20 protein-coding genes are annotated in these 26,139 nt (G+C 69.1%); 8 read left to right on the plus strand and 12 right to left on the minus strand.

The window, feature by feature from the left end; genetic code table 11:
- Positions 1-22: 22 nt before the first annotated feature.
- Complete coding sequence (locus tag G6O54_RS10730; protein WP_165224487.1) at positions 23-1,534, plus strand: glycoside hydrolase family 32 protein; 1,512 nt, start codon at positions 23-25, stop codon at positions 1,532-1,534.
- On the opposite strand, the gene G6O54_RS10735 is transcribed toward G6O54_RS10730, so the two are convergent.
- Positions 1,524-2,894 (minus strand): sn-glycerol-1-phosphate dehydrogenase, encoded by a 1,371-nt coding sequence (locus tag G6O54_RS10735; protein ID WP_165224489.1) that lies wholly within the window; start codon positions 2,892-2,894, stop codon positions 1,524-1,526. The two genes, G6O54_RS10730 and G6O54_RS10735, sit on opposite strands and share 11 nt — an antisense overlap.
- 186 nt (positions 2,895-3,080) lie before the next feature.
- Here G6O54_RS10735 and G6O54_RS10740 point away from each other — a divergent pair, with 186 nt between their 5' ends.
- From G6O54_RS10740 to G6O54_RS10765, 6 genes are all read left to right on the plus strand, one after another.
- Positions 3,081-3,791: a Uma2 family endonuclease gene (locus G6O54_RS10740; protein ID WP_165224626.1), complete on the plus strand. Its 711-nt coding sequence runs from the start codon at positions 3,081-3,083 to the stop codon at positions 3,789-3,791.
- 228 nt (positions 3,792-4,019) lie between these two features.
- Positions 4,020-6,545 (plus strand): DNA gyrase/topoisomerase IV subunit A, encoded by a 2,526-nt coding sequence (locus G6O54_RS10745; protein WP_165224492.1) that lies wholly within the window; start codon positions 4,020-4,022, stop codon positions 6,543-6,545.
- A gap of 39 nt (positions 6,546-6,584) precedes the next feature.
- On the plus strand, positions 6,585-8,507 hold the full coding sequence (locus G6O54_RS10750) for a DNA gyrase/topoisomerase IV subunit B (RefSeq protein WP_165224495.1): 1,923 nt from the start codon (positions 6,585-6,587) through the stop codon (positions 8,505-8,507).
- Between the two features lie 30 nt (positions 8,508-8,537).
- Positions 8,538-9,530, plus strand: coding sequence for an ABC transporter ATP-binding protein (locus tag G6O54_RS10755; RefSeq protein ID WP_165224629.1), 993 nt, complete (start codon positions 8,538-8,540; stop codon positions 9,528-9,530).
- Positions 9,517-10,392 (plus strand): ABC transporter permease, encoded by an 876-nt coding sequence (locus G6O54_RS10760; RefSeq protein ID WP_165224498.1) that lies wholly within the window; start codon positions 9,517-9,519, stop codon positions 10,390-10,392. The genes G6O54_RS10755 and G6O54_RS10760 overlap by 14 nt, the downstream gene beginning before the upstream one ends.
- Before the next feature lie 3 nt (positions 10,393-10,395).
- A complete protein-coding gene (locus G6O54_RS10765; protein WP_250846822.1) occupies positions 10,396-11,208 on the plus strand; it encodes an ABC transporter permease in 813 nt (270 codons plus the stop codon).
- 70 nt (positions 11,209-11,278) lie between these two features.
- On the opposite strand, the gene G6O54_RS10770 is transcribed toward G6O54_RS10765, so the two are convergent.
- From G6O54_RS10770 to G6O54_RS10820, 11 genes are all read right to left on the minus strand, one after another.
- Positions 11,279-11,950: a GAP1-N2 domain-containing protein gene (locus tag G6O54_RS10770; protein WP_165224501.1), complete on the minus strand. Its 672-nt coding sequence runs from the start codon at positions 11,948-11,950 to the stop codon at positions 11,279-11,281.
- A 20-nt stretch (positions 11,951-11,970) separates the two neighbouring features.
- Positions 11,971-12,870 (minus strand): TRAFAC clade GTPase domain-containing protein, encoded by a 900-nt coding sequence (locus G6O54_RS10775; protein WP_165224504.1) that lies wholly within the window; start codon positions 12,868-12,870, stop codon positions 11,971-11,973.
- 63 nt (positions 12,871-12,933) lie between these two features.
- Positions 12,934-14,010 (minus strand): formylglycine-generating enzyme family protein, encoded by a 1,077-nt coding sequence (locus tag G6O54_RS10780; protein WP_250846823.1) that lies wholly within the window; start codon positions 14,008-14,010, stop codon positions 12,934-12,936.
- 19 nt (positions 14,011-14,029) lie between these two features.
- Positions 14,030-14,575, minus strand: coding sequence for a hypothetical protein (locus tag G6O54_RS10785; protein ID WP_165224507.1), 546 nt, complete (start codon positions 14,573-14,575; stop codon positions 14,030-14,032).
- Between the two features lie 34 nt (positions 14,576-14,609).
- Positions 14,610-15,605, minus strand: a complete 996-nt coding sequence (locus G6O54_RS10790) for a coiled-coil domain-containing protein (protein WP_165224510.1) — start codon at positions 15,603-15,605, stop codon at positions 14,610-14,612.
- A gap of 1 nt (position 15,606) precedes the next feature.
- Positions 15,607-17,145: a response regulator gene (locus tag G6O54_RS10795; RefSeq protein ID WP_165224513.1), complete on the minus strand. Its 1,539-nt coding sequence runs from the start codon at positions 17,143-17,145 to the stop codon at positions 15,607-15,609.
- A complete protein-coding gene (locus G6O54_RS10800; RefSeq protein ID WP_165224516.1) occupies positions 17,130-20,036 on the minus strand; it encodes a hybrid sensor histidine kinase/response regulator in 2,907 nt (968 codons plus the stop codon). Before G6O54_RS10800 ends, G6O54_RS10795 begins: the two co-directional genes overlap by 16 nt.
- A complete protein-coding gene (locus G6O54_RS10805) occupies positions 20,033-21,397 on the minus strand; it encodes a methyl-accepting chemotaxis protein (protein ID WP_205678736.1) in 1,365 nt (454 codons plus the stop codon). Before G6O54_RS10805 ends, G6O54_RS10800 begins: the two co-directional genes overlap by 4 nt.
- A gap of 9 nt (positions 21,398-21,406) precedes the next feature.
- Positions 21,407-21,907: a chemotaxis protein CheW gene (locus tag G6O54_RS10810; protein ID WP_165224519.1), complete on the minus strand. Its 501-nt coding sequence runs from the start codon at positions 21,905-21,907 to the stop codon at positions 21,407-21,409.
- Positions 21,904-22,248, minus strand: coding sequence for a hypothetical protein (locus G6O54_RS10815; RefSeq protein ID WP_165224522.1), 345 nt, complete (start codon positions 22,246-22,248; stop codon positions 21,904-21,906). Before G6O54_RS10815 ends, G6O54_RS10810 begins: the two co-directional genes overlap by 4 nt.
- A gap of 143 nt (positions 22,249-22,391) precedes the next feature.
- Positions 22,392-23,543: a D-TA family PLP-dependent enzyme gene (locus tag G6O54_RS10820; protein WP_165224528.1), complete on the minus strand. Its 1,152-nt coding sequence runs from the start codon at positions 23,541-23,543 to the stop codon at positions 22,392-22,394.
- 213 nt (positions 23,544-23,756) lie between these two features.
- On the opposite strand from G6O54_RS10820, the gene G6O54_RS10825 reads away from it, so the two are divergent.
- Positions 23,757-26,138: a M6 family metalloprotease domain-containing protein gene (locus tag G6O54_RS10825; protein WP_165224532.1), complete on the plus strand. Its 2,382-nt coding sequence runs from the start codon at positions 23,757-23,759 to the stop codon at positions 26,136-26,138.
- Position 26,139 lies beyond the last annotated feature (1 nt).

Below are 26,139 nucleotides of genomic sequence, written 5' to 3' on the forward strand. Positions count from 1 at the left end.
TCGAACCGGAGGTTGAGCCTTGATGGGTCAGACGATCGTGCTGCCGGTCCTCGCCTCCGCCGCGGCTCTCCTCCTGGCCGCGGCGGCCATCGGCGATGAGCCTGAGACCGGGCGCCCTCTCTATCACTTCACGCCGCCTCGGAACTTCATCAACGACCCCAACGGCCTGGTCCTGGTCGACGGCGAATATCACCTGTTCTACCAGCACAACCCCGAAGGGGACCGCTGGGGGCACATGAGCTGGGGACACGCCGTCAGCCGGGACCTGTATCGATGGCAGCACCTGCCGATCGCGCTCCGCGAGGCCGACGGCATCATGATCTTCTCCGGGAGCGCCGTCCTCGATCGGACCAACACCTCGGGCCTCGGCCGGGACGGAGTCGCCCCCATGGTCGCGGCCTACACGGGCGACGGCCTGGGCAAGCAGACGCAGAACCTGGCGTACAGCCTGGATCTGGGCCGGAGCTGGACGAAGTACGCGAAGAACCCGGTGCTCGACATCGGCTCGAAGGAGTTCCGCGACCCGAAGGTCTTCTACCACCACGACACCGGGCGCTGGATCATGGCCACCGTGCTGGCCGACCAGCACAAGGTGAGGTTCTGGGGCTCAAGCGACCTCAAGACCTGGGAGATGCTCAGCGACTTCGGCCCGGCCGGGGCGGTCGGCGGCGTCTGGGAGTGCCCGGAGCTGATCGAAGTGCACGTCGAGCGGATGACCCGCCAGACCCGCTGGGTCCTGAAGGTGGACGTCAACCCCGGGGCGCCCCATGGCGGATCCGGCGGCCAGTATTTCGTGGGCGATTTCGACGGCAGGACTTTCCGCGCCGATCGGAAGCCCGACGAGCCGCCGCTCTGGGTCGACGGCGGCAAGGACTTCTACGCCGCCCAGGCCTGGAACGGGGCCGACGGCGTCTGGATCGCCTGGATGAACAACTGGCAATACGCCAACGACATCCCGACCTCGCCATGGCGAGGCGCGATGACGATCCCTCGCCAGGTCCGGCTGAGCAGGAGAGACGACGGTTACAGGCTGATGCAGATCCCGCATCCGTCGCTCGAGGCCCTGCGGGGGCCGAAGATCGAGCTGGGCCCTCGCGCGGTCCCCCCGGGCTCCATGACGCTCGCCGCCGAGGGCGTCGAGGGGACGTCGCTGGAACTCATGGCCGTCATCGAGGCGGGAGACGCCGACACGTTCGGCCTCAAGGTCCGCACGGGCAAGGGGGAGGAGACGATCGTCGGCGTGGATCGGAAGGCCGGCGAGGTCTTCGTCGATCGGGCGCGGTCCGGCAACGTGGCGTTCAGCCGGGATTTCCCCGGCAGGCATGGGGCGAAGCTCCCGACCGGGAGAGCGGAGCAGGTCGTCTACCTCCACGTCTTCGTGGACGCGACGTCGGTCGAGGTCTTCGCCGACGGCGGGGACGTCGTGATCACCGACCAGGTTTTTCCCCGGCCGGACAGCCGTGGGGTCGGCCTCTTCGCCGAAGGCGGCACCGCCAGGCTGAAGTCGCTGGAGGCGTGGCCCCTCAGACCGTGAAAAGGTCGGAGTCGGGCTTCAGTGGCCAGACTCCTTCGGGACCGAACAGCCGCCCCATGGCTGCGTCCAGGAGCCCGAGTCGCTGGATCAGGTCGAGGATCGTGAAACGTCGGCGAATGAATGACGCCTGCTCAAAGCTGGCGTGCAGGCGTTCGCGAGGGATGCCGATCTGATCGGGCTCGAAAGGGCAACCTGCCTCGAGCAGCATCCGGCGCGCCTGCCGAAGTGGGATGAGATGATGCCTCAGCCGCCGCTGAAGCTCGGGCCATCCCTCACGGAGGCTCGTGAGTTGGGTGCGGAGCTGGTCGCGATGCGGGTACTTCGCCCGTGTCTCCTCGTGGGCCTTCACCGCCAGTGGGCCGGAGCCGAATGAGGCCTTGATCCGAACGTTGTGTTGCTCCAGGGTCGGCCAGCAATCGACGGTCTGGTCGATCTCCAGATTGCGGAGATCGCGAGTCAGCAAGTCCTCATAGAGAGCCAGCGAGGCCAGCGTGCCAAGTCCCACCTTGAAGCCGTGGGATGGGATGGAACCGAGATGCGTATGATGTTGCATGTCCCAGAGGTGGCTGAGTTGGTGCTCTGCGCCGGAGGCCGGCCGGCTGGATCGGGCCTGCTGCATGGCCAGGCCGGTAGTCATCAGGCCGATCACCAGTTGCCGCAGCGTCTCGGGCTCGCCTCGTGCGACCCCAGCCGGGGAATCGACCCAGCGGCGGAACGGGCCGTGGATCATCTCCCAGACGGTCGGATCGATCGGCTCGACGCCGACTGCGTCCGCGAGGATCCAGTCCGCCCCGGCGACATTCTTGGCCAGCAGATCGGCGTAGCCCGCGGCGTTCATTCCTCGCGGGGCTCGCGCGATGACGTCCAGATCCGCCAGGACCCCCGCCGGTGCGGGGCATGCGAAGGTTTGCTTCGATCCCTCGTGCAGGATCGAGGCCCCGAACGCCGTGTAGCCGTCCATCGAGGCCGCCGTGGCGACGACCATGTACGGCCGACCGAGGCGATGCGCCGCCAGCTTCGTCAGGTCGTTCAGCGTCCCCGAGCCGACGACGACAGGGATCGCTTCGGTCCTCGAGAGTGCACCCTTCAACGCATCGAGCCGAGCATCCTCCGCGACGATTTCAGGCGGAAAGAGGACCGGCTCTTCAGGCGGCTGCCCCGCACTCCGAAAGCTCTCGACAACATCGTTTCCTGCGACCTGGTACGTCCGCTCATCGGCCACGACGATCGCCGGCACGTCGCCGAAGAGCAGAGTGTGGATCTCGGCCGCGCGATGGCGAATGCCGGGCTCGATCTCCAATCGCCGAGTCTCCCGGGCGAAAGCGAGAGTACGATCCAGGGGACGGTTGATTTCGCTCATCAGGAGTCATCCGCACGTCGGGCCCGGTCGTCCTTGATACCTCCTCAAAGACTATCCGCCAGCCGAGGCCAGGCCAACCCGCGGGATTCGATCTGGGCGACGGCCGCGTCGCGTGGGAAAATGAAGCAATGAGAATCGTCTCGGTCTCACGTCCCAGTAGTCGAGGGTAACATGAGTCTCGGACCCATGGATGCGCTCACGCCCACGCTGGCGGCCAGGCCCGCGGTCGCGCTCGATGTCGAGTATCCCGATAGCGACGGACAGCCCATGTCGGACAACACCACGCAGTTCCGGTGGATCGTCACGATCAAGGAGGGGCTCGAGTCCCTCTTTCGCGACCGTGCCGATGTCTTCGTGGCCGGCGACCTCCTCTGGTATGCCGTCGAAGGTCAACCGAAAATCCGGACCGCCCCCGACGCCATGGTTGTTATCGGCCGGCCGAAAGGGGAACGGGGCTCTTACATGCAGTGGCTGGAGGATGGCGTCGCCCCTCAGGTCGTCTTCGAGGTCCATTCCCCCGGCAATCGGATGTCGGATGCAGTCCGTCGATTTCGGTTCTATGAGCACTACGGCGTCGAGGAGTACTACCACTACGATCCGGATCGCGGAGAGCTCACGGGCTGGTTGCGAGGAGATTCAGGACTCGAGGAGATCGAATCGATCGCAGGCTTCACGAGCCCTCGCCTCGGCGTCCGATTCGAACCCGGAGACGGACCGGATTCCCTCAAAATCTATCGCCCCGACGGCCGGCCATTCCTGACATACCTGGAGCTTGAATCCCTGTGGCTGGCGGAGCGGCAGCGGGCCGACCAGGAGCGGCAGCGGGCCGACCAGGAGCAGCTGCGGGCCGATCGACTGGCCGCCAAACTCCGCGAGATGGGGATTGAACTGGATTGATAGCGGCCTACCTCCCTATGCACTGAAATCTCGACGAGCATGTAAGTCACCTCATCGATCGTTTGAGATGACGGGATCGACTGCCTCTTGAGCCGCAACTGAAATTCTGTACATTATTCCTTGTGCGGTCCGCCGATAAACTGGTATTGTGATTCCTCGCCGACTTGGTGAGATCGTGCGGATTTTGCCGAGGGTGCGGGACTTCGGGAAGGGGACGAGAGCCGATCGATGGGCAAACGGAACCGCGGAGCGGGGCAGGATCCGGTTCGGAAGGTGAGGCGAGACGTCTTCGTCGAGGATGTCCCGCTGGCGGAAGCGGCCCGCACGCGATACCTGAACTACGCGCTCAGCGTGATCACCTCGCGTGCCCTGCCGGACATCCGCGACGGCCTCAAGCCGGTGCAGCGACGGATCTTGTACGCGATGTACGCCGATCTCCACGTGTCGGCGGAGAGCCGCTACATCAAGTGCGCGGCGGTCGTCGGCGAGGTGATGAAGACGTACCACCCGCACGGCGACCAGTCGATCTACGATGCTCTGGTCCGCATGGCCCAGCCGTTCAGCGTCCGGCATACGCTCGTCGACGGCTACGGCAACTTCGGCTCGATCGACGGCGATCCTCCGGCCGCCTTCCGGTACACCGAGTGCCGGCTGACGCCGATCGCCATGGCCCTGCTGACGGAGCTCCGCGACCAGACGGTTAACTTCCGGCCCAACTACGCGGCCACGGAGCAGGAGCCCGAGGTCCTGCCGGCGCAGTTCCCCAACCTGCTGGTGAACGGGGCGGCGGGCATTGCCGTGGGCATGGCGACGAACATCCCGCCGCACAACCTCCGAGAGGTCTGCAACGCCCTGGTCGCCCTGCTGGACAATCGCGAGCTGCCGGCGGAGAAGCTCTCCCGGTACGTGCTCGGCCCGGACTTCCCCACCGGCGGCACGATCCTCAACGGCCCGGAGGACATCCGCCAGATCTACGCGACCGGGCAGGGCTCCATCAAGCTCCGCGGCACTTACGAGAAGCACCCGGATCGGCCCAACTCCGTGATCATCACGGCCATCCCCTACGGCATCGAGAAGGACGCCCTGGTCGAGCGGATCGGCGAGCTGATCAGCAAGGGGCAGGTCCCTCAGCTCGTCAACGTCAAGGACCTGAGCACCGACGACATCCAGATCGTCCTGGAGCTTCGCCCGGGCGCCAACGCGGATGCCGCGCTGGCGTACCTCTACAAGAACACGCTGCTCCAGATCAACTACAACGTCAACCTGACCTGCCTGCTGCCGGCCGCCGGGGCCGAGGTCGCCGTCCCGGCCCGGCTCGACCTCAAGACGATCCTCCAGCACTTCCTGGACTTCCGGATGGAGGTGGTGACGCGCCGCCTCGAGTTCGAGCTCAAGAACCTGCTCGAGCGGATCCACATCCTGGAAGGCTTCGCGATCGTCTTCAACAACCTGGACGAGGCGATCGCCATCATCCGGGCCAGCGACGGCAAGTCCGATGCCGCCCCCAAGCTCATAGCCCGCTTCGGCCTGACCGAGATCCAGGCCGATGCCGTCCTCGAGACCAAGCTCTACCGACTGGGCAAGCTCGAGATCAAGGACATCCTCCAGGAGCTTCGCGAGAAGAAGAAGCGAGCCGCCGAGCTCAAGAAGCTGCTCCAGGACGAGCCCGCCCGGTGGGCGATCATCCGCGACGAGCTGAAGCAGGTCGCCAAGACCTACGGCGACGCCCGCCGGACGCGGATCGAGGCCCCGTCGGCGCCGATGGAGTTCCGCGAGGAGGACTACATCGTCGACGAGGACTCCTGGGTCATCATCACGCGCGAGGGCTGGACCAAGCGGCAGCGGTCGTTCGCCGACGTCGCCAGCATCCGCGTCCGCGACGACGACACGGTCGGCTGGGTCTACCGCGCCCGGGCCCGCCAGACGATCACGTTCTTCACCGATCGCGGCAGCGCCTACACGCTCCGGGTCAACGACATCCCCATGACGACCGGCCACGGCGAGCCCATCCAGAAGCAGTTCGCCTTCGAGGATCAGGAGCACATCGTCGGCGTCATCTGCCACGACCCGCGCTGCCTGCCGGATCCGTCGAAGCATCCCCAGACCGCGCCCAAGATGGTGCAGCGGATCTTCGATGACGGCGACGGCGATGGCGACGCGGGCGCAAATGGGGAGGCGCCCGCTAACGGCCAGGCCAACGGCGACGGCGGTGCGAACGGGCACCCCCACGCGGCCGCCCCGTCCCTGCCGCCTCCTCCTTATGGCATCGCCCTGACGGCCGGCGGCAAGGTGCTCCGGTTCTCGCTGGCCGCGCTGGCGGCGATCTCGACCCGGAAGGGGAGGGTGGTGGCGAAGCTCGATCCGTCGTTCAAGGGGGACCGCGTGGTCGGCGTGGAGGCGACCGACGGTTCCGAGAACGTCTGCCTGGCCACCCGCATGGCCCGCGTCCTGATCTTCCCGGTCGTGGAGGCCAACGTCGTCGCCGGCGCCGCCCGCGGCGTCGCCGCGATCCGGCTCAACGCCAAGGACCAGGTCGTCGGATTCGTCCTCGCCAACAAGAAGCGCGAGGGCCTGACCGTCCGCACGAACCGCGGCGCGACCCAGATCGTCCGCGCCACCCGCTACCCCGTCACCGGTCGTGGCGGCCACGGCTACGCGATCCTCCAGCGCGGCTCGATCGATGCCGTGCTCCCGGCCGAGGTCGAGCCCATCCCGCCGCAGGACCAGGTCGGCGAGACGGCGGCCGATAATTGAGGACAGGACGACTGACCGCAATCCGAGGGTGATGGCTCCATGTCCAGCGGAACGTATAACGCCAAGTCGATCACGGTCCTCGAGGGCCTGGAGGCCGTCCGCCGCCGGCCCGGCATGTACATCGGCGGCGTGGACAAGGCGGGCCTCCACCACCTGCTCTGGGAGATCGTGGACAACGCCGTCGACGAGGTGATGAACGGCCACGCCAGCCGGATCGTGGTGACCCTCCAGGCCGATGGCCGGACGATGTCCGTCGCCGACAACGGCCGCGGCATCCCCGTGGACAATCACCCCAAGACCGGCAAGAGCGCGCTCGAGGTGATCCTCACCACCCTGCATGCGGGCGGCAAGTTCGACAATGACGCGTACAAGGTCGCCGGCGGCCTGCACGGCGTGGGCGCCAGCGTCGTGAACGCCCTGTCGAAGACCCTGATCGCCGAGGTCCGCCGCGACGGCACGACCTACACCCAGAAGTATCGCAAGGGCAAGGCGCAGGGGCCGGTCGAGAAGGGCGAGCCCTCGCGCGGGACCGGCACCACGATCACCTTCACGCCCGACCCGGAGGTCTTCGCCGCGCTCGACTTCGACACGGCGCTGATCGCCGAGCGGCTCGAGGTGAAGACCTACCTCAACAAGGGCCTGGTGATCCAGTTCGTCGACCAGAAGAACAAGACGTCGGTCGAGTTCCGCCACGACGGCGGCGTCGCCGATTTCCTCGACGCCGTCACCGCCCAGCGGAACGACAACCGGGTGGCGCCGCTCGCGTTCGTCCTCGAGCGGGAGGACGAGGAGGACGGCCTTCGCTGCCACCTGGCGCTCGCCTGGACCGAGGCGACCGACGAGGACATCCGCTCGTTCGTCAACACCATCCCGACCCGCGACGGCGGGACCCACGAGCTCGGCATGCTCTCGGGGGTCGGCACCGCCGTCCTCCGGTTCATGGAGACTCACGACCTGGTCAAGAAGGGGACCGAGATCAAGCGGGAGGACATCCGCGAGGGGCTGACGGGGGTCCTGGCCGTCTGCGTCCGCGAGCCCCAGTTCCAGGGGCAGACGAAGGGGCGGCTCAACAACCCGGAGGTCCGGGCCCAGGTCGAGTCCATGGTCCGCCCCGCGCTCGAGAGCTTCCTGCTCAAGAACAAGAGCGTCGGCGACGCGATCGCCGCGCGGGTCATCCAGGCGGCCCGCGCCCGCGAGGCGAGCCGCGCGGCGGCCTCCCAGGTCCGGCGGAAGACGGCGATCAGCGGCCGGCTCAACCTCCCCGGCAAGCTCGCCGACTGCGACAGCACCGACCCGGAATACTCGGAGCTGTTCATCGTCGAGGGCGATAGCGCCGGCGGTTCCGCCAAGCAGGGCCGGGATCGCTCCATCCAGGCGATCCTGCCGCTCCGCGGCAAGGTCCTCAACGCCGAGCAGGCGGGCAAGGCCAAGGTCCTGGACAACAAGGAGCTGACCGACCTCATCAGCGCCCTCGGCTGCGGCCTGGACGACCAGTTCGACCCCGGCCGCCTGCGGTACGGCAAGGTGATCCTCCTGACCGACGCCGACAGCGACGGCCACCACATCGCCACCCTGCTGCTCACCTTCTTCTACCGCCACGTGCCGAATCTGTTCGCCGAGGGGCGCGTCTACCTGGCCTGCCCGCCGCTCTACCGGATCGCCTGGGGCAAGGAGATCTACTGGGCCTCCGACGATGCCCACCGCGACCGGATCCTGGGCAAGATGCCGAAGAACGCGAAGCCGAACATCACCCGTTTCAAGGGCCTGGGCGAGATGCCCGCGAAGCTCCTCTTCGAGACCACGCTCAATCCGGATACCCGCCGGCTGCTCCGCGTCGTCGTCAACGAGGACGACCGCCCCTACACGGATCGGACGGTCAGCGACCTGATGGGCAAGGAGGCGGAGGCCCGCTTCAAGTTCATCATGGAAGAAGCGTACACGGCCAAGGATATCGACATCTGATCCAGCGAAGCGGACGGGATGGCACGACGCATGGCGATCATCGAGGTGGACGGTTTGACCAAGACCTATCGCGTCTTCCAGAAGCGCGAGGGGGTCCTCGGCGCGTTCCGGGGGCTCTACCGGCGCGAGTACCGCGAGGTCCGCGCGGTGGACGACGTCCGGTTCCGGATCGAGCCCGGCGAGATGGTCGCCTTCCTGGGCCCCAACGGCGCGGGCAAGACGACGACCCTGAAGATGCTCTCCGGCCTGGTCTATCCCTCCGGCGGCGCCGCCCGGGTGCTCGGCTTCGTGCCGTGGGAGCGGACCGACGCCTTCCGCCGCCAGTTCGCGCTGGTGATGGGCCAGAAGAACCAGCTCTGGTGGGACCTGCCGGCGGCCGACAGCTTCCAGCTCCATCGCGAGATCTACTCCATCCCGGCCGACCAGTTCAACCGCACCCTGGGGGAGCTGACCGAACTCCTCGGCGTCGAGAAGCTGACCCGCCAGGCGGTCCGTGAGCTCTCGCTGGGCGAGCGGATGAAGATGGAGCTGATCGCCGCCCTGCTCCACGGCCCGCGGCTGCTGCTCCTCGACGAGCCGACCATCGGCCTGGACGTCGTGGCCCAGGCGGCCATCCAGAAGTGCCTGCGCGACTATCACGAGCGGCGCGGGATGACCATGCTCCTGACCAGCCACTACATGCGGGACGTGGAGGCCCTCTGCGACCGCGTCCTGGTGATCAACCAGGGGCGTGTGGTGTACGACGGCGACCTCTCCGGGATCATCGAGCGGTTCGGCGAGCGGAAGCTGGTGAAGCTCCAGTTCGCGGGCCCCGCGCCCGAGGGCCTCGACCAGTTCGGCGAGGTGATCCGCCGCGAGGGCCCCTTCGTCGAGATCAAGGTGGACCGCCCCCGGGTCGCCGAGATGCTCGGCGCGGTGCTCGACCGCCACGAGCTGGCCGACGTGAGCGTCGAAGACCCGCCGCTCGAGGAGGTCATCGCCCGGGTCTTCGAGGAGGCGAAGCTCTCGCATGACGCCGCCTGACACCCTTTCCGTCACGCCCCCGGTCCCCGCCCCCGCGATGGGCGGACTGGTATCGACGGTCCGGAAGTACGTCCGGATCCTCCGGGTCTCGCTGGTGGAACGGATGACGTACCGGGCGGATTTCCTCCTGGGTACGGTCCTCCGCTTCCTGCCGCTGATCACCACGATCCTGCTCTGGAAGGCCATCTACGAGGGGGCGGGGCAGGACAACCTGGCCGGATTCAAGTATCGGGAAATGATCGCGTATCTGCTGCTGACCCACATCAGCCGGATGTTCTCCAGCATGCCGGGCCTGGCCGGCGGCATCGCGCGCGAGGTCCGCGAGGGGACGCTCAAACGCTACCTGATCCAGCCGGTGGACATGATCGGCTACCTACTCTCGTACCGGATCGCCCACAAGGTCGCGTACATCACGATGTCGTTCCTCCCTTATGGATTGCTCTTTTTCGTCTGCCGCGGCTATTTCGACGGCTTGCCGGACCCGGTCACGCTGGCGGCGTACGGGGCGTCGCTGATCCTCTCGTTCCTGGTCGGCTTCTACTTCGAGGCGGCGGTGGGCATGGTGGGGTTCTGGTTCCTGGAGGTCACCTCGCTGCTCTACATCGTGATGACGCTCAACTTCTTCATCTCCGGCCACATGCTGCCGCTGGACCTGCTGCCCGAGCCCTGGTCGAGCCTCCTCAAGGCGCTGCCGTTCCAGTACATGGCCTATTTCCCGGCGGTCGTCTTCCTGGGGAAGGTCACCGGCTGGGCGCTCGTGGGGCACCTCCTGCTGGAGCTGGCCTGGGCCGTCGGCTTCATGCTCCTCTGCCGGACGCTCTATCGCCTGGGCCTGAAGCGCTACAGCGCCTACGGAGGTTGACACGTGCTCGACGGCCTGTCCCGATACCTGAGGCTGTTCGGGCATCTCGCCCGCTACACGCTGACTCGCGAGCTCTCGATGCGGGGGAATTTCCTGGTCAAGATCTCGGTGGAGATCCTCTGGCTGGGGATCATGGTGGCCTTCTACCGGACGGTGTTCGCCCGCACGAGCTACGTGGCGAGCTGGTCCGAGCCGGAGTATTTCTTCTTCGTCGGCTGCTACTTCGCCCTCAACGGCCTGATCGAGACGCTCTTCCTGGAGAACTGCAACGAGTTCGCCGAGCTCGTGCGGACGGGCGACCTGGATTTCCTGCTCCTCCGCCCGATCGACGAGCAGTTCCTGATCAGCTTCCGCCGCGTGGACTGGGGGACATTCCCGAATATCATCATGGGCGCGGTGCTGATGGGGATCGCCCTGGTGCAGAAGGGATGGGCCTTCGACGCCGGCCGCGTCGCCGCGTTCATCGTGACGTTCGCCGCCGGGACGGTGATCGCCTATAGCTGCATGCTCGTGCTGACGTCGCTCTCCGTCTGGCTGGTGCGGAACCAGAGCCTGATGGAGATGTGGTGGCTATTCTCCAGCCTGGCCCGCTATCCTCGCGAGATCTACAAGGGGCCCTGGGCCGCGGCCCTCGGAGACGTCTTCACCTTCCTGATCCCGATCCTGCTGGTGTCGAACGTCCCGGCCAACGTGATGGTGCGGGTCCTTGATCCGGCGATGGTCGCGCTCTCGGTGGCCTCCGCGGTCCTCCTGCTCTGGTTCAGCCGGGCCTTCTTCCAGCATGCCCTCAGGTCGTATCGAAGCGCGAGCAGCTAGGCGGCGAGCATTCCGGCCGCGGATCTCGGCCGAGTCCTCGCGACGCCGAACGGTGCCCGTCGACCGACGATCACGGGCGTTGCCGCTCGGGGCGGACGATCGAGAGCAGGAACGGCCGGACGGTCGATGGCTGGAGGCTCGCGGCGAAGCTGACCTTGCGACGCAGCTCCGGGGTGAGCATGCCGAGGAGGCACGTCGCCAGGTCTACGCGGTCGCCAGCGTGTGCAACCTGGATCGGACGACCGGCGAGTATCCGGTCGCGGATCGGCCTCAGCGGCGGCAGCTTGAGCGTGATCCCGCGCGCCTCCCAGTCCTTCGGCCCGAGCGGGACGAACAGCTCCGGGATCCGCACCGTACGCAGCGAAATCGGCGGGCACGCGTCGTAGATGAGGGCGCCGACGGCCATGGCGTTCTGATAGGCCGCGAGCGGTTGCCAGCCGACCGAGTTCATCGCCTTCTCGTCGAGGACCAGGGTGTGAGTGTAGAGCTGCAAGCCGCCGCGTCCGCTGTATTCCGGCGGGCCCTCGCAGCTCCGGGCCAGGGCGAAGCGGCCGCTCGGCAGGGCGTAGAAGCTCACGCCGGCCGAATTCTCGGCATCAAGGTCCAGCGACCCGTGGGACGGTGACCAGCGCGAGATCGCATGGGCATCCTCGTCGCCGACGCCCGGGGACCGGGCGATGAGATGATATCCGCCCCGGCCTTGCCGGAGGATCGACGTGAAGATCGCTTGTTCGGCCCACATCGACGAACATCCCCCCGCGGTCAGGCGTCGAGCTGGCCGACCATCCAGGCGAACGGCTCGATGATCCCCCGCGGCTCCACCCGGAGCGGGACCAGGCTCTCGCGGCCCGAGTCGTCCACGACCTTCGCGGAAGAACCGGCCACGCCAGACGCGTAGTAGGTGACCCGCTCCAGCCGCGCCTGGCACTGGCCGTAGAGGCCCGGCACATTGCCCTTGGCGAACGCGACGGGGTCGGCGATCCCGTCGTCCAGGAGGTCCGCCTTGGTGAAGACGACGGCCACCGGGACGTCGACCTTCCGCCCTTTCTTCCGTCCCGGCCGGAGCGCCTCCAGGTAGCTCACGAGCTGCATGGCGAAGATCTCCTGGGCCTGGCCGTCGGCGACGACCTGCACCAGATCCATGAGGATGACCACCCCGGCGCAGCAGGACATCAGGGCGCGGATGGTCTTGTGGCTTCCGGGGTCTTCCATCTCCTCGGTCACGGCCTCGCCGGCGACGTCGGGCGTGACGATGTCCACCGCCGAACGGCCCTTCGCGGGGAGGATCTCGCAGTGGATCCACTGCCAGCGATCGGTCTCCACCGGAGTCTTCTCGGGGAAGCGCTGCCGCTCCAGGGCGAGGATCAGATTGCGATGTAGGGCCAGGGAGAACGGGCTCCGGGACAGTCCGCGGAGGCCCGTCGCGCCGCGTGAGAGCAAGTCCAGCAGCATGCCGAGGTACACCGTCTTGCCCACGCCGGTGGGCCCAAGGACCACGACGAATCGGGGCGGAGTGGTCCGCGAGCGGATCGACTCGGTCACCTTGTACGGCAGGAAGCAGGCCGCGCAGGGCTCCCCTTCGTAGATGTGGCCGCCGCAGAGGGGGCAGCCCTGGCTGCTCTGCTGGCGGTTGTACTCGGTCAGGTAGGGGCGGGCGGGCATGGCGGGATTCCCCCTGGCATCCGGGCGATCGTGGGACGTATTCGTGCGAGTGCGGAAGGTCGTTCAGGGCAAGGGCCGGAGCTGGTCCAGCGGAAGCACGCAGCGGAAACCGATGTTGTCGCGGCGGTCGAGCTCGCCCTGTCCGGTGATGAACTGGCAGGCGGATTCGCCCGGGAGGTAGGTGTCGAACGCTCCGCCCAGGATCCGCCGCATCGGCTTCCAGGGCTGGAAGGACTCGCCCGGGAGGCACGGGATCGTCTCGAGCGGGTCGTCGAGCCATTCCCAGACGTTGCCGGTCATCTGGTAGATGCCGTTGGGCGTGGCGCCGGAGGCGAAGTCGCCGACCGGGGCTGTATGGCCGGAGCCCGAGGCGGACACGTTGGCGCGGGCCGGCTCGAAGACGTTCCCCCACGGATACCGGTTGCAGGTCCCGCCGCCGAGATGCTCCGGCCAGCCGCAGGCCTTCTGCCACTCCGCGGCGGTGGGGAGCCGCTTGCCGACCCACCGCGCGTAGGCGACGGCCTCATGCCAGCAGACGCCGACGACCGGATGCTCGCCCCGGCCCGCCGGGAACTTGCCGTGCTCCCAGTCCCTGGGCCCGGCGCGGCCGGTGCGGTCCGTGAGCCGCGCGACGCTCGGCCAGACTTCCCTCGGCCAGATCTCCAGGTCGTCATAGCCCTTCGCCTGGACGAAACGCAGGTACTGGCGATTGGTCACGGCGAAACGATCCATGAAGAAGCCGCCCAGATCGACCACATCGAGGCTCCCGTCGCAGCGGATCACCGGGACGTTCCCCGCCGGGACCATCGCCATCTGCGAGCCGAGCACCTTCCAGGCGGCGAGGGCATCCGGCTCGGTCACGCGGCCGGACGCGTCCGCGAGGAGGACGAAGCTGTAGCGGTCGTCCGCGATGAGCCGGGCGGCCATGCTGCGCGTGGACTCGCGGCCGTCCGGCCCTGCGGCTTCCGTCCCGCTGGCCGGCACGGTCGCGCGTCGCGGCCGCGGCGACAGCCAGCCGAGCAGGCGCGCGCCCAGGCCCGGCCGCGGAGGGAGGGCCGCCTTCATCGTCCCCGACGGCCGCTTCCGTCCCTCCTCCCGGCCGTCCGGGAGGCGATCGATCACCGAAGGCTCTGCACGCATGGCCCGAACGTCCTCCCTCCTACCTTGGGGAACCTCGCATGTCCGACGCGCGCCGGACATCCTGGCATAGGGTCTGGAACTGGCGGAGGATCGACTCCGCGACGGGGTTGGCCGCGGCCGAGCCGTCCCGCGTCCGGTCCTGGTGCCCCGCGGCCACCGGGGGCGTGACCTGGCTCGAACTCGAGGCCCGCTGGCGGCCACGCCCCGCGCCGGCCGCCTCGATCCGCTCACGCTCGAGCTTCTGCCAGGCGTCGGACAGGAGCTTGCGATCGTCCTCGAGCCGCTCGAGCCGCTCCTTCCAGTTCGTAGCCTGATTCTCCGAGTCCTCGAGGAGGCGGTCCCGCTCGCGTTCCAGCTCCTCGACCTTGCGGCGGAACTCCGCCTCCGCCCGGGTCGACTCCGCGCCGCCCGAGGGCCGTTTGCGGGCCTGGTCCTCGATGAGCTGGATCCGGAGGAGCAAGGTCCGGCGCAGTTCTTCCAGGTCGCGAATCCAACCCGTCGTGGAGGATGCGGATGCCGTCGAGGGCAGGTCCTCACGCTTCGACTTCGATGCGGCGGGATCCATGGACGATGTCCACCTCTGGGTTCCTGGTGACGGGTCAACGCTCGGGGGCGGTCCGGCCCCAGAGCCTGGCCAGCCTGGCCGACAGGCCGCTGTTGCGCCTGGCCTCCGCCTCGCGCTCGTGGATCTCCTTGAGGTGCTGGCGGAACGCGTGGATCCGCATGTCCGGCTCCAGCTCGCCGTGGCCGGCCGAGGCGACGGGCCCAGGCCGGGCGGCGTCCGCCGCCGCGGCCCTGGTGGCCTGGGCTCGGAGCGAGGCGACGGCGATTTCGTACTCGCGCTGCTCGCGGTCGCGGAGGTCCTGGACGACGATGAGCTGGCCGCTCGCCTCCTCGGCCTGCCGCTTGGCCGAATCGAGCTCCTCGCGGAGAACGGCCAGCCGCGCCTCCGCCTCCGCCTCGAGCGCCTTGTGGAGCTTTCGGAGCCGGCGGTTGTCCGCCTCGATGGCCTCCATCGCCTCGGCCGTGGGGCCGGCGGTGTCCCCGCCCCCCTTGCCGGGTGCCGCGGCGAGCAGTTCCTGGACACGCTCGATCTCGCGCTCCAGCTCGGCCTGCCGTTCTGACCAGGCCCGCCGCTCGCGGCCTAGTTCGGCCCGAAGGTCCTCGGCCTCGCGTCGGCGCCGTTCCACCTCCTCGGTCGCGGCCGAGGCCGGGGCGACCTCGGCACGCTCCACGCGTTCCTCCATGTCGGCGACCCAGGCGGCGAGCTGCTCCCATTCCGCCCGCCCGGCGGCCTCTGCCTCTTCCACCAGCCGGAGCTGGTCGAGCACCAGGTTGAGCGTCTCGTCGCGGCCCGCCAGCTCCGTGCGCAGGCGATCGAGCTCGTCATGGGCGGCCCGCTCCGCCTCGGCCCTCGCCGACTCGACGAGCGCGTCCGCGGAGGATCGGCCCCGGTCGTCGTCGTCCCGTGCCAGCAGCTCCGCCTCCAGTCGCGCGACCTCTTCCTGGAGCAGGGAGATCGTCTCCAGGAGGCCGCCATCGGGGTCGTCCCGCTCGCCCTGGTCGCGTTCGTCGAACACCTGGATCGGGCTCATGTCAGGCGACTCCCATCCGGGACCCCGGGGACCGCGTCAGATGTTCCACCGTCGCCCGAAGGTCCGCCTCGCTCAGCGGCCGGTGGAGCACGCCGTCGAGGCCCATGGCGTCGAGCCGCGCGAGCTCGGCCTCGTCCTCGATGCTGGCGACGCCGATGAATCGCGAGCCCGCCGGGCACTGGCTCTTGCATTGCCGGAAGAAGGCTTCATGCTCCGGCCGGTCGAGCGGCAGGATCACCAGGTTGAAAGCCTGGCGGCGGAGCAGGAGCTGGGCCGCGACCCGGTCGCGGACGAGCTTCACCTGGTGGTTCGTCCCCTCCGGGCCGAGCACATGCTGGATCAGGCGGGCGTTCTCGGGGTCGTCGTCGAGCGCCAGGATGGCCTCCGAGGAGCTGGGCGTCCGCCGTTCCACCATTCCGGCGAGCTCGAAGCCCCGGACGACCGCCGCGACGTCGGCCAGGTCGAGTCCGGCCTGCCGGGCGACCTCCTTCAGCGGCTGATTGCCGTCGAGCAGGGTGAGGATCTTGACGTCCACATTGGAGAGCCCCGTGCGGTCGCTGCTGCCGCCGCGGACGGTCTGCCTTGCGAAGGCCAGGCCGCCCCATTCGCCCGGGTCGACTCCCGAGCCGCAGGCCCGCACCCCTTCGACGATCAGGGCCGCCACGCTCGTCTGCAGGGGCATCGCCTGGAACATCGGCGGCAGGGCCGACGCGGGCTCGAAGGCGAACTTGCCCGGCTCACCCTCGATCGCCCTGTGGGTCAGGACGGCCGCCTGGATGCGGAGGAGCGAGCGGAGCCGGCGGGGGTCGGACAGGCTCCGCTCCAATAGCTTCACCAGGCCGGACATCGACGGGTCCTGCTGCTCGCCGAGCGTGAGCGCCAGCAGCGGGGCGAGGTCCTCCAGCTCCTCCGGGAGCGCGGCAACGATGTCGTCCGGGCCCACGGTCGTCGAATAGACGGCCTGCACGCGGCCGGCGGCCAGGGCGAAGCGGATCCGATCCCGGCCGGTCTCGAGCGTCAGCCGTCCGGACTGACGGCTGTGGTTCAGGAAGTCGAGGACGGCGCGGAGGGGGAAGGCGGCGGTGGTCCCCTCCAGCGACGCATCGCGGACCTCGCTCACCGCCTCCGGCATGGCGCAGCCGGTCCGCTGGGCCTGGACGACCATGGCCCCGGTCTGAAGGGCGTTGGCGACGCCGCTCTTGAGCAGCTCCGGGGTGAACGGCTTGGGGATCTGGTCCACCACGTTGGTGAACTCGGTGTACTGGGCGAAGGCCCGGTTCCGCATGGCGGAGCTGATCACCACGGGGATCGCCGCGGTCTCCTCGCGGCCGAGGAGCTCGCGGCAGACTTCGTCGCCGGTCGTCCCCGGGAGCTGATGGTCCAGCAGGATGAGGTCGGGGCGCTCGGCCCGGGCCATCTCGACGCCGATCTCCGCGGCCGGGGCCATGATGACCCGGTAGCCGGCCTGGGAGAGGTGGCATTCGACCATCTTGCGGATCGTCTGGCTGTCGTCGATCACGAGAATCAGCGGGCTTTCCATGGCTCCTCCGCGGTGCGGTTGTCTCCGGGGCCTGCGGGCCTGTCGGGCCGGGGGACCGACCCCCTAACGACTTCGGCGAGCGCCGCGGGATCGACGGGCTTGGGGAGGAATGCCCTCGCCCCCAACGATCGGACCTTCTGCTGCGTCTCCTCGTCGGACCTGGTGCTGGCGACGATCACCGGGATCGTCGCCAGCGAGGCGATCCGGCGGATCTCCGAAAGCAGCCCCAACCCGTCCAGCCGGGGCATCTCCAGGTCGGTCACGACCAGACAGTACGACCCGTCGCGGAGGCGGACGAGCGCCTCCTGCCCGTCGGAGACCTCGTCCACGGCGAATCCGAGGGATCGGAGCTGCCGGGCCATCACGCGGCGGACGCTGATCGAATCATCGACGACCAGCACCGGCCGGCCGGCACGGTCGATGGCGCCGATCGGGTTGCCCGCCACGGACGGCGAGATCCGAGGCCCCTCCGCCTCACCGTGGAGCCCGGCCAGGTTCAACACGCAGATGACCTCCCCGCTCGCGAGGACGCTCGTCCCCGAGACAAGGGGATGGCCACTCAGGAGTGCGTTCAGCGGCTTGATCACCAGCTCCTCGGTCCCCTCGATCGCGTCCACGACGAGACCGACCGGCCCGCCGGCCGATCGGACCACAAGAAGCTTAGGCCACGCCGGCCACGGCGTGGTGGCGACGCCGAGGATTTCCCTCGCGTCGGCCAGGGGGATCTCGCCGCCCCGGAACGGGAACCGGTCCTCCCCCAGGTCCTTCGGCTCGATCGGCTGGGCGTGCTCGATGAGCGCGACCGGTATCGCAAAGGCCTGGCCGTCCACCCGGGCGATCATCACGGTCTCGAGCGCCAGGCGGCCGGGCAGGCGGACGGTCATCCGCGTGCCTCGGCCGCGCTCGGTCCTGAGCTCGATCGTGCCGCGGAGGAGCCCGACCTCGCGGGCGACGACGTCCATCCCCACGCCGCGGCCGGAGATGGCATTCGCCGCGTCCCTGGTGGAGAAGCCGGAATGGAAGATCAGCTCGTTGAGCCGTTCGACCGAGGGGGTCTCCGTCGGGGCGACCAGCCCGAGGCGGCGCGCCTTGGCCTCGATCGCCGAGTGGTCCAGGCCGCGGCCGTCATCGTGCACCGAGATCGCCAGGCCGTTCCCCTCGCGGCGGGCCTCCAGCGTGATCTTGCCCGCGGCCGGCTTGCCCGCCCGCGCTCGCTCCTCGGGCGCCTCGATGCCGTGTCCGACCGCATTGCGGACGACGTGGAGGAGCGGCTCGTAGGCCTTGTCCTGGACCGCGCGATCCAGGCCCGCCTGGTCCCCCACCATGGCGACCTCGATCTGCCGTCCCTCCACCCTGGCCGCGTCGAGGGCCACCCGCGCCAGCCGCTGGAAGAGGCCCCTGACCGGGACGATGCGGATCGACTGGAGCTCGTCCCAGAGCTGCATCGTCAGCCGACCGAGGGCGTCGCCGTGGTCGGCCAGGGGGGTGGCCGCGGCCATGGCCGTCTCGGCGATCACCGCGAGGTCATCGTCGAGCTCGCCGAGCTTTCGGAGCTGGGCAGGGACGTCGACGCGGCGAGATCGTGGGCCGTTGATCGCGCCGGTCGCCCGGTCCTCGCGGCCGAGGCCGGCCTCATGGAGCCGGTCCAGGCAGGCGTGCATCCGGCCGCGGAGGCCCCGGGCCATCGCCGCGACGGCCTTCAGCGACTCCGCCTGGCCCATCCAGGACCGTCGCCGGGCGATCAGCTCCGAAGCCACATCGAGCAGCTCGTCGAACCGTGCCGACGCCACCCGAATCGGCCCCTCCTGGGCCGTCGCCGGGGCCTCGGAGCCGCACGAGGTCGGGGCTTCGGGACGGGTGACGGCCTCCGCGGGAACGGTCACCGGGGGCGTTTCGGCCGGCGGGGCGGCGGCTCGATGGCCGCCGCGGAGCAGGCCGAGGAGGCCCTCGAGGTAGGCGAGCGTCCCGTGGAGCAACTCGACGAGTCCGGGTGGGAGGACGTCGCGCCCCCCGTCCAGACGTTCCTCCAGCCCGTGGACCAGGGCCGAGAGCTCGCCCAGGCCCACGCTCCCCGCTGCCCCCTTCAAAGTGTGGAGGCAGCGGCCCAGCTCGCGGAACGACTCGGGAGAGCCGCCCCCCGCGCCGACGTCCAGGACCAGCGACTGGATCCGCTCGAAGAGGTCCGTGGCGTCCGCGAGGAATGCTTCGCGGATCTCGTCGTCCAGGTCCAGGCCGCGGGGCAGGGGGGGGATGACGAGAGCCGGAGCGACCTCGGCACGGGGAGGCGTCGCCCGCGGCTGGGTGGGCTCGACGCGAGCCACCGGGGGCGGCGCATTCGGCGGTGCCGAGGGGGTCGCCCCGAAGAGCCGGAGCAGGGCCTGAGCGTCGATCGCGGGGGGCTCGTCAAGGTCCGGCTCGGGGTCCGTGTCCTGTCGTCCCTCTCGCTCGGGCTCGCCGTCGATGCCCTGGAGCGAGACCGAATCTCCGGCGGCGTCGGCGGACGCGTCCTCCAGGAGGCAGAGGTAATCGCCCCACGACGCCGACGATTGCTCGAGGAGCCGGGCGGCAACCTCGTCGTCGTCGCCGCCACGGGCCTCGCTGCGGGCGAGCTGGGCCATGGCCTTCACGCAGAAGAGGCCGATCTCATCGGCCGCACCGTCAGGCTCCGCGGCCCGGCATTCCCACAGCTCCGTCAGCGTGGAGAGTCGAGAGAGTGCCCTCGCGAGGGCCGGCCGGGGCCCTCGACAATCCGAGGCAAGGTCGGCGAGCGCCCGCCGGACCGGGCCGAGATCGGCCGGCGCCGGCTCGCCAAGGATCGCGAGCTGGAGCCGATCGGCGATCTCGTCGATCCGGGCCGCGACCGGGGTCGCTTCCGTCGCGGCCTGGCTCATGGGCGCGCCTCGCTCGAGGCCAGCTCGCGGGCCCGGCGTGGTCCGAGCGGGGCCGGCAGGTGACCGGGCGGCGACGGGTCTCGTCCGGGGGCGGGCTCGGAGGGCGCGGTCGCGAGCCGTTGCCAGGGCTCGCACGACTTGACGAGGGCCCTGAGCGAGGCCCTGGACCTCGTCGTCCGCTCGAGCGTCTGGTGGGTCACGTCGGAGATCCGCTGCATCGCGCGGACGAGCTCCTGGGTGGCGATGACCTGGTCGTTGGTGGATCGCGAGATCCCTTCGACGAGCCGGGCCGAGTCCTCCGCGACCTGGCTGATCCGGTCGAGCGCGACGCCGGTCTCGCGGACGCGGTCGCCTTCGCGCTGCATCTCGGCCTGTTCCTCGCCGAGTGCCCGCAAGCTCTCGTGAGTGTCGGCCTGGATCGCCTCGACGATGGTGCCGATCTCGCGGGTGGCGGTGGCGGCACGTTCCGCGAGCTTGCGGATCTCCTCCGCGACGACGGCGAAGCCCCGGCCGTGCTCGCCGGCGCGGACGGACTCGATCGTGGCATTGAGGGCGAGCATGTCGGTCCGGCTCGAGATGCCCCGGATCAGGTCGACGATGGCGCCGATCTCCTCGGATCGCTCCTCGAGTCGCTTCGCCGTCCGGCCGTTGACCTCGATCTGGGCAAGTAGCCGGTCCATGCCCTCGCTGACGCTGTGGACCTGCTCGAGCCCGCGACGGGCCTCGGTACGGGATCGCTCACAGGCGCGGAGGGCCTCGTCGGCGTTGTGGGAGATCCGATCGATCTTCTCGGAAAGGGCCTCGACGGCCGAGGCCGTGCGGGTGACCGCGTCGGACTGGTCGGCGGCGCCGGAGGCCACACGCTCGTTCAGCTCCTCCAGCGAGGAGGCGTCCTGATGGATGGCCATCGCCGTCTGCCGCAACGTCTCGAGCACCGCGGGGAGACGGGCACCGACCTCCGAGAGGGCGTTCTCCGGCCTGATCGCGGTGCCCGATCCGTGGAGCGAGGCCCAGTACTGGCGGGCTGTCCGCTCCGACTTGGCGAAGTCCTCTCGCATTGCGGTTGCTTCGTCCAGGGTCCTCGACAGCGTGGAGATCCCCGCGTCGAGTTGGGCGTGCCCGAGGTCCCGGGCCGGCTCTTCGCATCCCGGATCCGACAGTGCCGCGATCCGGCGGGCCGCTGCGCCGAGGACGGAGCTCGCGGCGAGTGCCGCGATCAGCCCCCCCATCACGGCCCCGGCCGCGAGGTCCGCAACGATCCCCGGGGTCGCGCCGATCGCGGCGCGAGCCCCCTGGCCGGCCCCGGCGCCGGCCAGGCCCAGGAGGACACCGAACGGGATCCATCGCCTCGAGAGAGTCATGATGAGTCCTCAGCTCCTCGCTGAATTCGGAAGGGTCGACGCCGGGGCGAGGAATGTTCCCTCGATCATCGCCCGGAAGCTCCGCCAGGTGGCCTCGGCGTCGATCAGTCCGTGATCGACCCCCTCGCGTCGGACCAGCCCGACCGTGACGACGCCCGACTCATCCCGCGCGGGGTCGTGCCGGGCCGGCCTCGCGGTGACGATCTGAGTTCCGCCCCGATCCACCCCGAGTGCCCAGAGGCCTGCCTCGGTCTGGGCGACCAGGGCCACCTCGTCCGGGATCCTGAGCCCGCCGCCGAGGGAGAGGACCGGGAGCACGTGCTGGTGATACACGCAGAGCCCCGCGACCTGTTGCGGACATCGGCTGATTCGCACCAGTGGGCCCACCTCGGTGATCTCCGCGACGTGCTCGACGGGCATCGCCAGGGGGCGGGACCCGGAATGGAACAGGCAGAACGTCGGATCGATGGACACGTCGGCGAGTCTCCAGCTCGAGGGAACCCTGGTCATCCGGCTGACTTCTCTCGATCCCCGTCGCGGCCGCCCTCGGGGATCGGCTCTGCGAACCGCAAACGCTCGCCGAGATGTCTCGCCAGTGCGTCCAGGCGGAGCCTGGGGTCGTCGCCGGTCTGGGGAGCGGCCGGGGCGACCTGCGTTCGTGCCTGGACGCCGCCGTCGACCGTTGGCGTGCGCACCGCGATCCGCTCGGATTGCGCGTCCGCTCGATGACCCGCCGCTTGTTCCTTCCTGAGGAGGTCAAGCCGCGAGTCGATCCAACCGACGAGTTCGCGGCGCAGCGTACCAATTGCCGCCAGCAGGGGATCCGCCGGGTCCTCTTCCTGGGTCATCATCCGTCCCTTGCAGCCTCCCGCCCCGAGATGCACCATGCATGGCCGGGCCGGGAGGTCTGAGAGAACCCTAGGTCAGGGTTCGGCGAACGAACCTGAATTCCCCCGGACGCGATCGAAGTGAAGGCCTTGCGAGTTTCTCCGCGTCAAATCCCGATCACCCGGTCGCGGGCAGCCACGTCCCACTGGTCGACGATCCGGCCCTCGTCGACCACGTAGGCCCGGCGGTGAAGGGCGACTGTGGGGCAGATGTGAGTGGGGATGGCCAGGATGCAGGCCCCGACGGGGTAGCGGTCGGCGGCGGGGGTGTCGATGACGAGGTGCTCCTCGCTCTGGCCGACAAAGGTGGGCTCGGGGATGCCGATCAGGTGGCAGCGTTCGCCGGCCGGCGGGTCGGCGGCGACGGCCTTGTGGCCCAGATCCAGGCAAAGGCGGCCGGCCCGGGGGCGGCTGACGACCCGCGTCAGCAGGAACGCGGCCGGTATGAAGGGGAGGTCGGGGAACCGGCTGGCGTAGCCGTGATCGTGGAGGACCATCGTCCCGGGCGAGCATTCGACGTCCGGCTCCTCGAGCGCCGCGTGGATCGGAAAGCTCGGGGTGCCGCCGAAGACGATCCGCGGGACGGGGAGGCCGGACGCGAGGAGGCGATCCCGGAAGGCGAAGGTCCTCTCCTGGATATCCCGCACGACGGCCCGGCGGGCGTCCGGGTCGGCCTCCCGGACGTGGCCGTCGTAGGCGTGCAGGCCGTCGGGAATCAGCCCCGGGAGGCTGGCGATCAGGTGATAGAGGGACGCCGCGTCGTCGGACGGGGCGATCCCCGTGCGTCCCATGCCGACGTCCAGGTCCACGAGCGTCGGCACCCGGCCGTCGACTGGGCTTAACACGGCTGACAGGGCATGCGCGGAATCGGGATTGTCCACGGTCGCGCGGAAGCTCGTTCCGGGATAGTCGCGCCGGAGCAACAGGAAGCGCTGGAGGTTGGGACCGGCGAGCGGGTAGGCGATCAGGATGTCCGCCGCGCCGGCCCGCGCGAGCATCTCCGCCTCGGCGATGGTCGCGCACTTGTGCTTGCGGATGCCGAGCTCCGCCTCCATCCGCGCGATCTCGATCATCTTGTGCGTCTTCGCGTGCGGCCGCAGCCGGGCGGGATCGCGCGCCAGCTCGATCGTCTTCTCAATGTTCCTCTGCACGATCCCGCGGTCGATCAGGAGCGAGGGGCTTAGGGCTCGGGATACGTCGATCTCGGCCCAGCGTTGCGCGAGCGAATCCGGACCCTGGAGGTCGCCCTCGGCGATCATGGTTTTCCTTCCTCTCCCGATTGAACCCGCGGGCGAACCTCGGAGGCGATCGGATCCCAGGATAGCATGTCGAGTCGGCTTCGGTGTGGGGCGACGAAATCGGATTCATCAGGGGTGGAGACATTGGGGACCGACCCCGCCTGTTTCGCCGCCGCTGCGGCGCCGTCCCAAGGAGCCGCATCGCTCCGGTTCCTCACGAAAGGAGTGCGACCCGTGATCTTCCCAGGACGCGCCGCTGTGGGCGCCGTGGGCATGGCCCTCACGATCCTTGCGGTCGTCTTGCCGACGGCCAGTGGCTTCGACCATCCCACGCGCGCGGACATCGAGAAGGCCAAGGCCGATGGCACCTTCAACGACAGGCTGCTGCATTTCCGCCAGTTGGAACTGCATCGGACCGGCGCGGCGCTCCGCGACCGCGCCCTCTTCCGGATCCGTCGCGCCGCCCTGCAGGCCCAGGGACTCTCCGCCGCCGAGATCAGCGCCCGGCTCTTCGGCGGACAGCAAATGGCTTTCCCGTTCAATCCGGACACGGACCTGAGGCCCAGCGGGACGCAGAAGACGCTGACGATCCTCATCGACTTCAACGACATCAAGGCGGACGTGGTCCTGCCCGGGATGACGGCGGGGACCATTGGCCAGAATATCTACGGCGCCGGAACTCCGGCCGCCGCCGCGTTCCTCCCCTTCGACAGCGTCCACAACTACTACGCCCGCGCTTCCGAGGGGAAGTTGAACATCCAGGGGAATGTCCTGGGATGGTATCACCTGCCGAAGAACCGGGGGGACTACTTCGCCCCCCCGGCGGGCGGGGACAATTCGGCGCTCAGGAACCAGGCGATCTTCGACATGGTCAAGGAGGCGATGGGGGCGTTCGACGCGGCCCACGACTTCTCCCAGTACGACAACGACCACGACGGAGACATCGACCTGGTGACGATCCTGTACACGGGCCCGGACACGGGCTGGGGGTCGTTCTGGTGGGCCTACCGCTGGTCGTTCTTCGTGCCGGAAGCCTCCACCCGGAAATTCGACGGCAAGACGCTCAAGCAGTTCGTGTTCCAGTTCGTGAACCCGCGCGGGCCCGCCGGCGACGATTTCAACCCCCAGACCCTGACCCATGAGATGGGCCACTCCTTCGGGCTGCCGGATTACTACGACTACGATACCGGCAGCGGGCCCCCGGGCGGCCTGGGCGGGCTCGACATGATGGACGCGAACGTCGGCAACCACAATGCGTTCAGCCGCTGGCTGCTGGATTGGATCACGCCGCAGGTGGTCGGCTCCGGGCCGCCGGTGCTCCGCACCCTGCTGGCCTCCGGATCCGGCCAGACGGGCGTCAAGGCGATCGCCATCTTCCCGGGCGCGTCGAATCCCCTGACGCCTGACCCGGAGATGTACATCATCGAAAACCGTTTCAGGATCGGAAACGACGGCGGGATCTCCGGGGCGCCCGGCGACGGCCTCCTCATCTGGCACGTGGACGCACGGCCAAATACAACGAACAACAACTTCCTGGAGGACAATTCGTATACGGGCAACAAGCTCATCCGGGTCGTCCGTGCGGACAACTCGTCGGATTTCCTGGATGGTGAGAACGCCGGGCCGGGAACCTACTTCCTGCCGCCCGGCGTCCTGACGCCCACTTCGTTGCCCAACTCGAACGGGTACAACGGCCCGACCGGTATCTCCGTGACGGCGATCTCCGCCCCCGCCGAGACCATGACGGCTCTGATCGGATTCGTGCCGACCCCCGGCGGACCGGCCCCTGGGGCCGGCGGCGCGGCCGTGGCGGTCGTCGCCCCCGCCGTCCCGGGTGCCGAGGCCGCGGCCCGCGCGCAGCCCCCCGCGGCCGGTGCCGACGGTCGGCCGACGACGATCGCCGCCGACCTGCGCCGGGTCCTGGAGCGGGCGAAGTCCAAGGACGGAGACGTCGTCGACATCGACCGGCTTGAGGCGTTTTCGGCGAGCCTTCGCACGGCCACCCCGGAGGCCATCGCCGCGGCATGGAACGAGACGCTGCCGCAAATCCAGGAAGCAACGGGCTCACGAGAGGGCGTCGTCACCCTCAAGCTGCTCCTCTCCGCCTGGGCCGCCAAGGACGGTCCGAAGGCCGTCGAGGCCGTCCTCGCCTTGCCGGACGGACCGCTGAAGCGGTCGGTGTTCCCCAAGGTCATGGAGTGCTGGGCCGCCAATGACCCGTATTCCGCGGCCCTATGGTATTTCGACCGCAACCGCGACACGCTCCGGAAATCGAAGACGCTGAAGGCCGGCGAGGCGTTCGCGAGCCGGGTCTTCGGCTGGGCCTCCCGGAACGATCCGGACAAGGCGGTCGAGGCCATCAAGAAGCTCGATCATCCGTCCGAGGTTATGGGGGCGATCCAGGCCCTCGAGGACGTCGCCAAGGCGGCCGGGATGTCTCCCCAGTCGATTAGCGACAAGCTCAAGGCCGCGAGCGAGACTTCGGAAACCATTCGGGCCGTGAGGAAGGCCATCAAGGCGAGGGATGCGCTGCGAGACGCCATCAAGGACCCGAAGCTGAGATCGGAGCTGAAGGAGTTCTTCCGGGAACGAATGCGCGAGGAGGACGAGAACTGAG

The organism is Aquisphaera insulae (assembly GCF_011064615.1).
In the GTDB taxonomy this organism is placed as follows: Bacteria; Planctomycetota; Planctomycetia; order Isosphaerales; family Isosphaeraceae; genus Aquisphaera; species Aquisphaera insulae.

Bases quoted from the DNA above. Each gene is read 5' to 3' on its own strand.
- G6O54_RS10730 (WP_165224487.1), top strand. From the start codon at position 23: ATGGGTCAGACGATCGTGCTGCCGGTCCTCGCCTCCGCCGCGGCTCTC.
- G6O54_RS10735 (WP_165224489.1), bottom strand. From the start codon at position 2,894: ATGAGCGAAATCAACCGTCCCCTGGATCGTACTCTCGCTTTCGCCCGG.
- G6O54_RS10740 (WP_165224626.1), top strand. From the start codon at position 3,081: ATGGATGCGCTCACGCCCACGCTGGCGGCCAGGCCCGCGGTCGCGCTC.
- G6O54_RS10745 (WP_165224492.1), top strand. From the start codon at position 4,020: ATGGGCAAACGGAACCGCGGAGCGGGGCAGGATCCGGTTCGGAAGGTG.
- G6O54_RS10750 (WP_165224495.1), top strand. From the start codon at position 6,585: ATGTCCAGCGGAACGTATAACGCCAAGTCGATCACGGTCCTCGAGGGC.
- G6O54_RS10755 (WP_165224629.1), top strand. From the start codon at position 8,538: ATGGCGATCATCGAGGTGGACGGTTTGACCAAGACCTATCGCGTCTTC.
- G6O54_RS10760 (WP_165224498.1), top strand. From the start codon at position 9,517: ATGACGCCGCCTGACACCCTTTCCGTCACGCCCCCGGTCCCCGCCCCC.
- G6O54_RS10770 (WP_165224501.1), bottom strand. From the start codon at position 11,950: ATGTGGGCCGAACAAGCGATCTTCACGTCGATCCTCCGGCAAGGCCGG.
- G6O54_RS10775 (WP_165224504.1), bottom strand. From the start codon at position 12,870: ATGCCCGCCCGCCCCTACCTGACCGAGTACAACCGCCAGCAGAGCAGC.
- G6O54_RS10780 (WP_250846823.1), bottom strand. From the start codon at position 14,010: ATGCGTGCAGAGCCTTCGGTGATCGATCGCCTCCCGGACGGCCGGGAG.
- G6O54_RS10785 (WP_165224507.1), bottom strand. From the start codon at position 14,575: ATGGATCCCGCCGCATCGAAGTCGAAGCGTGAGGACCTGCCCTCGACG.
- G6O54_RS10790 (WP_165224510.1), bottom strand. From the start codon at position 15,605: ATGAGCCCGATCCAGGTGTTCGACGAACGCGACCAGGGCGAGCGGGAC.
- G6O54_RS10795 (WP_165224513.1), bottom strand. From the start codon at position 17,145: ATGGAAAGCCCGCTGATTCTCGTGATCGACGACAGCCAGACGATCCGC.
- G6O54_RS10800 (WP_165224516.1), bottom strand. From the start codon at position 20,036: ATGAGCCAGGCCGCGACGGAAGCGACCCCGGTCGCGGCCCGGATCGAC.
- G6O54_RS10805 (WP_205678736.1), bottom strand. From the start codon at position 21,397: ATGACTCTCTCGAGGCGATGGATCCCGTTCGGTGTCCTCCTGGGCCTG.
- G6O54_RS10810 (WP_165224519.1), bottom strand. From the start codon at position 21,907: ATGACCAGGGTTCCCTCGAGCTGGAGACTCGCCGACGTGTCCATCGAT.
- G6O54_RS10815 (WP_165224522.1), bottom strand. From the start codon at position 22,248: ATGATGACCCAGGAAGAGGACCCGGCGGATCCCCTGCTGGCGGCAATT.
- G6O54_RS10820 (WP_165224528.1), bottom strand. From the start codon at position 23,543: ATGATCGCCGAGGGCGACCTCCAGGGTCCGGATTCGCTCGCGCAACGC.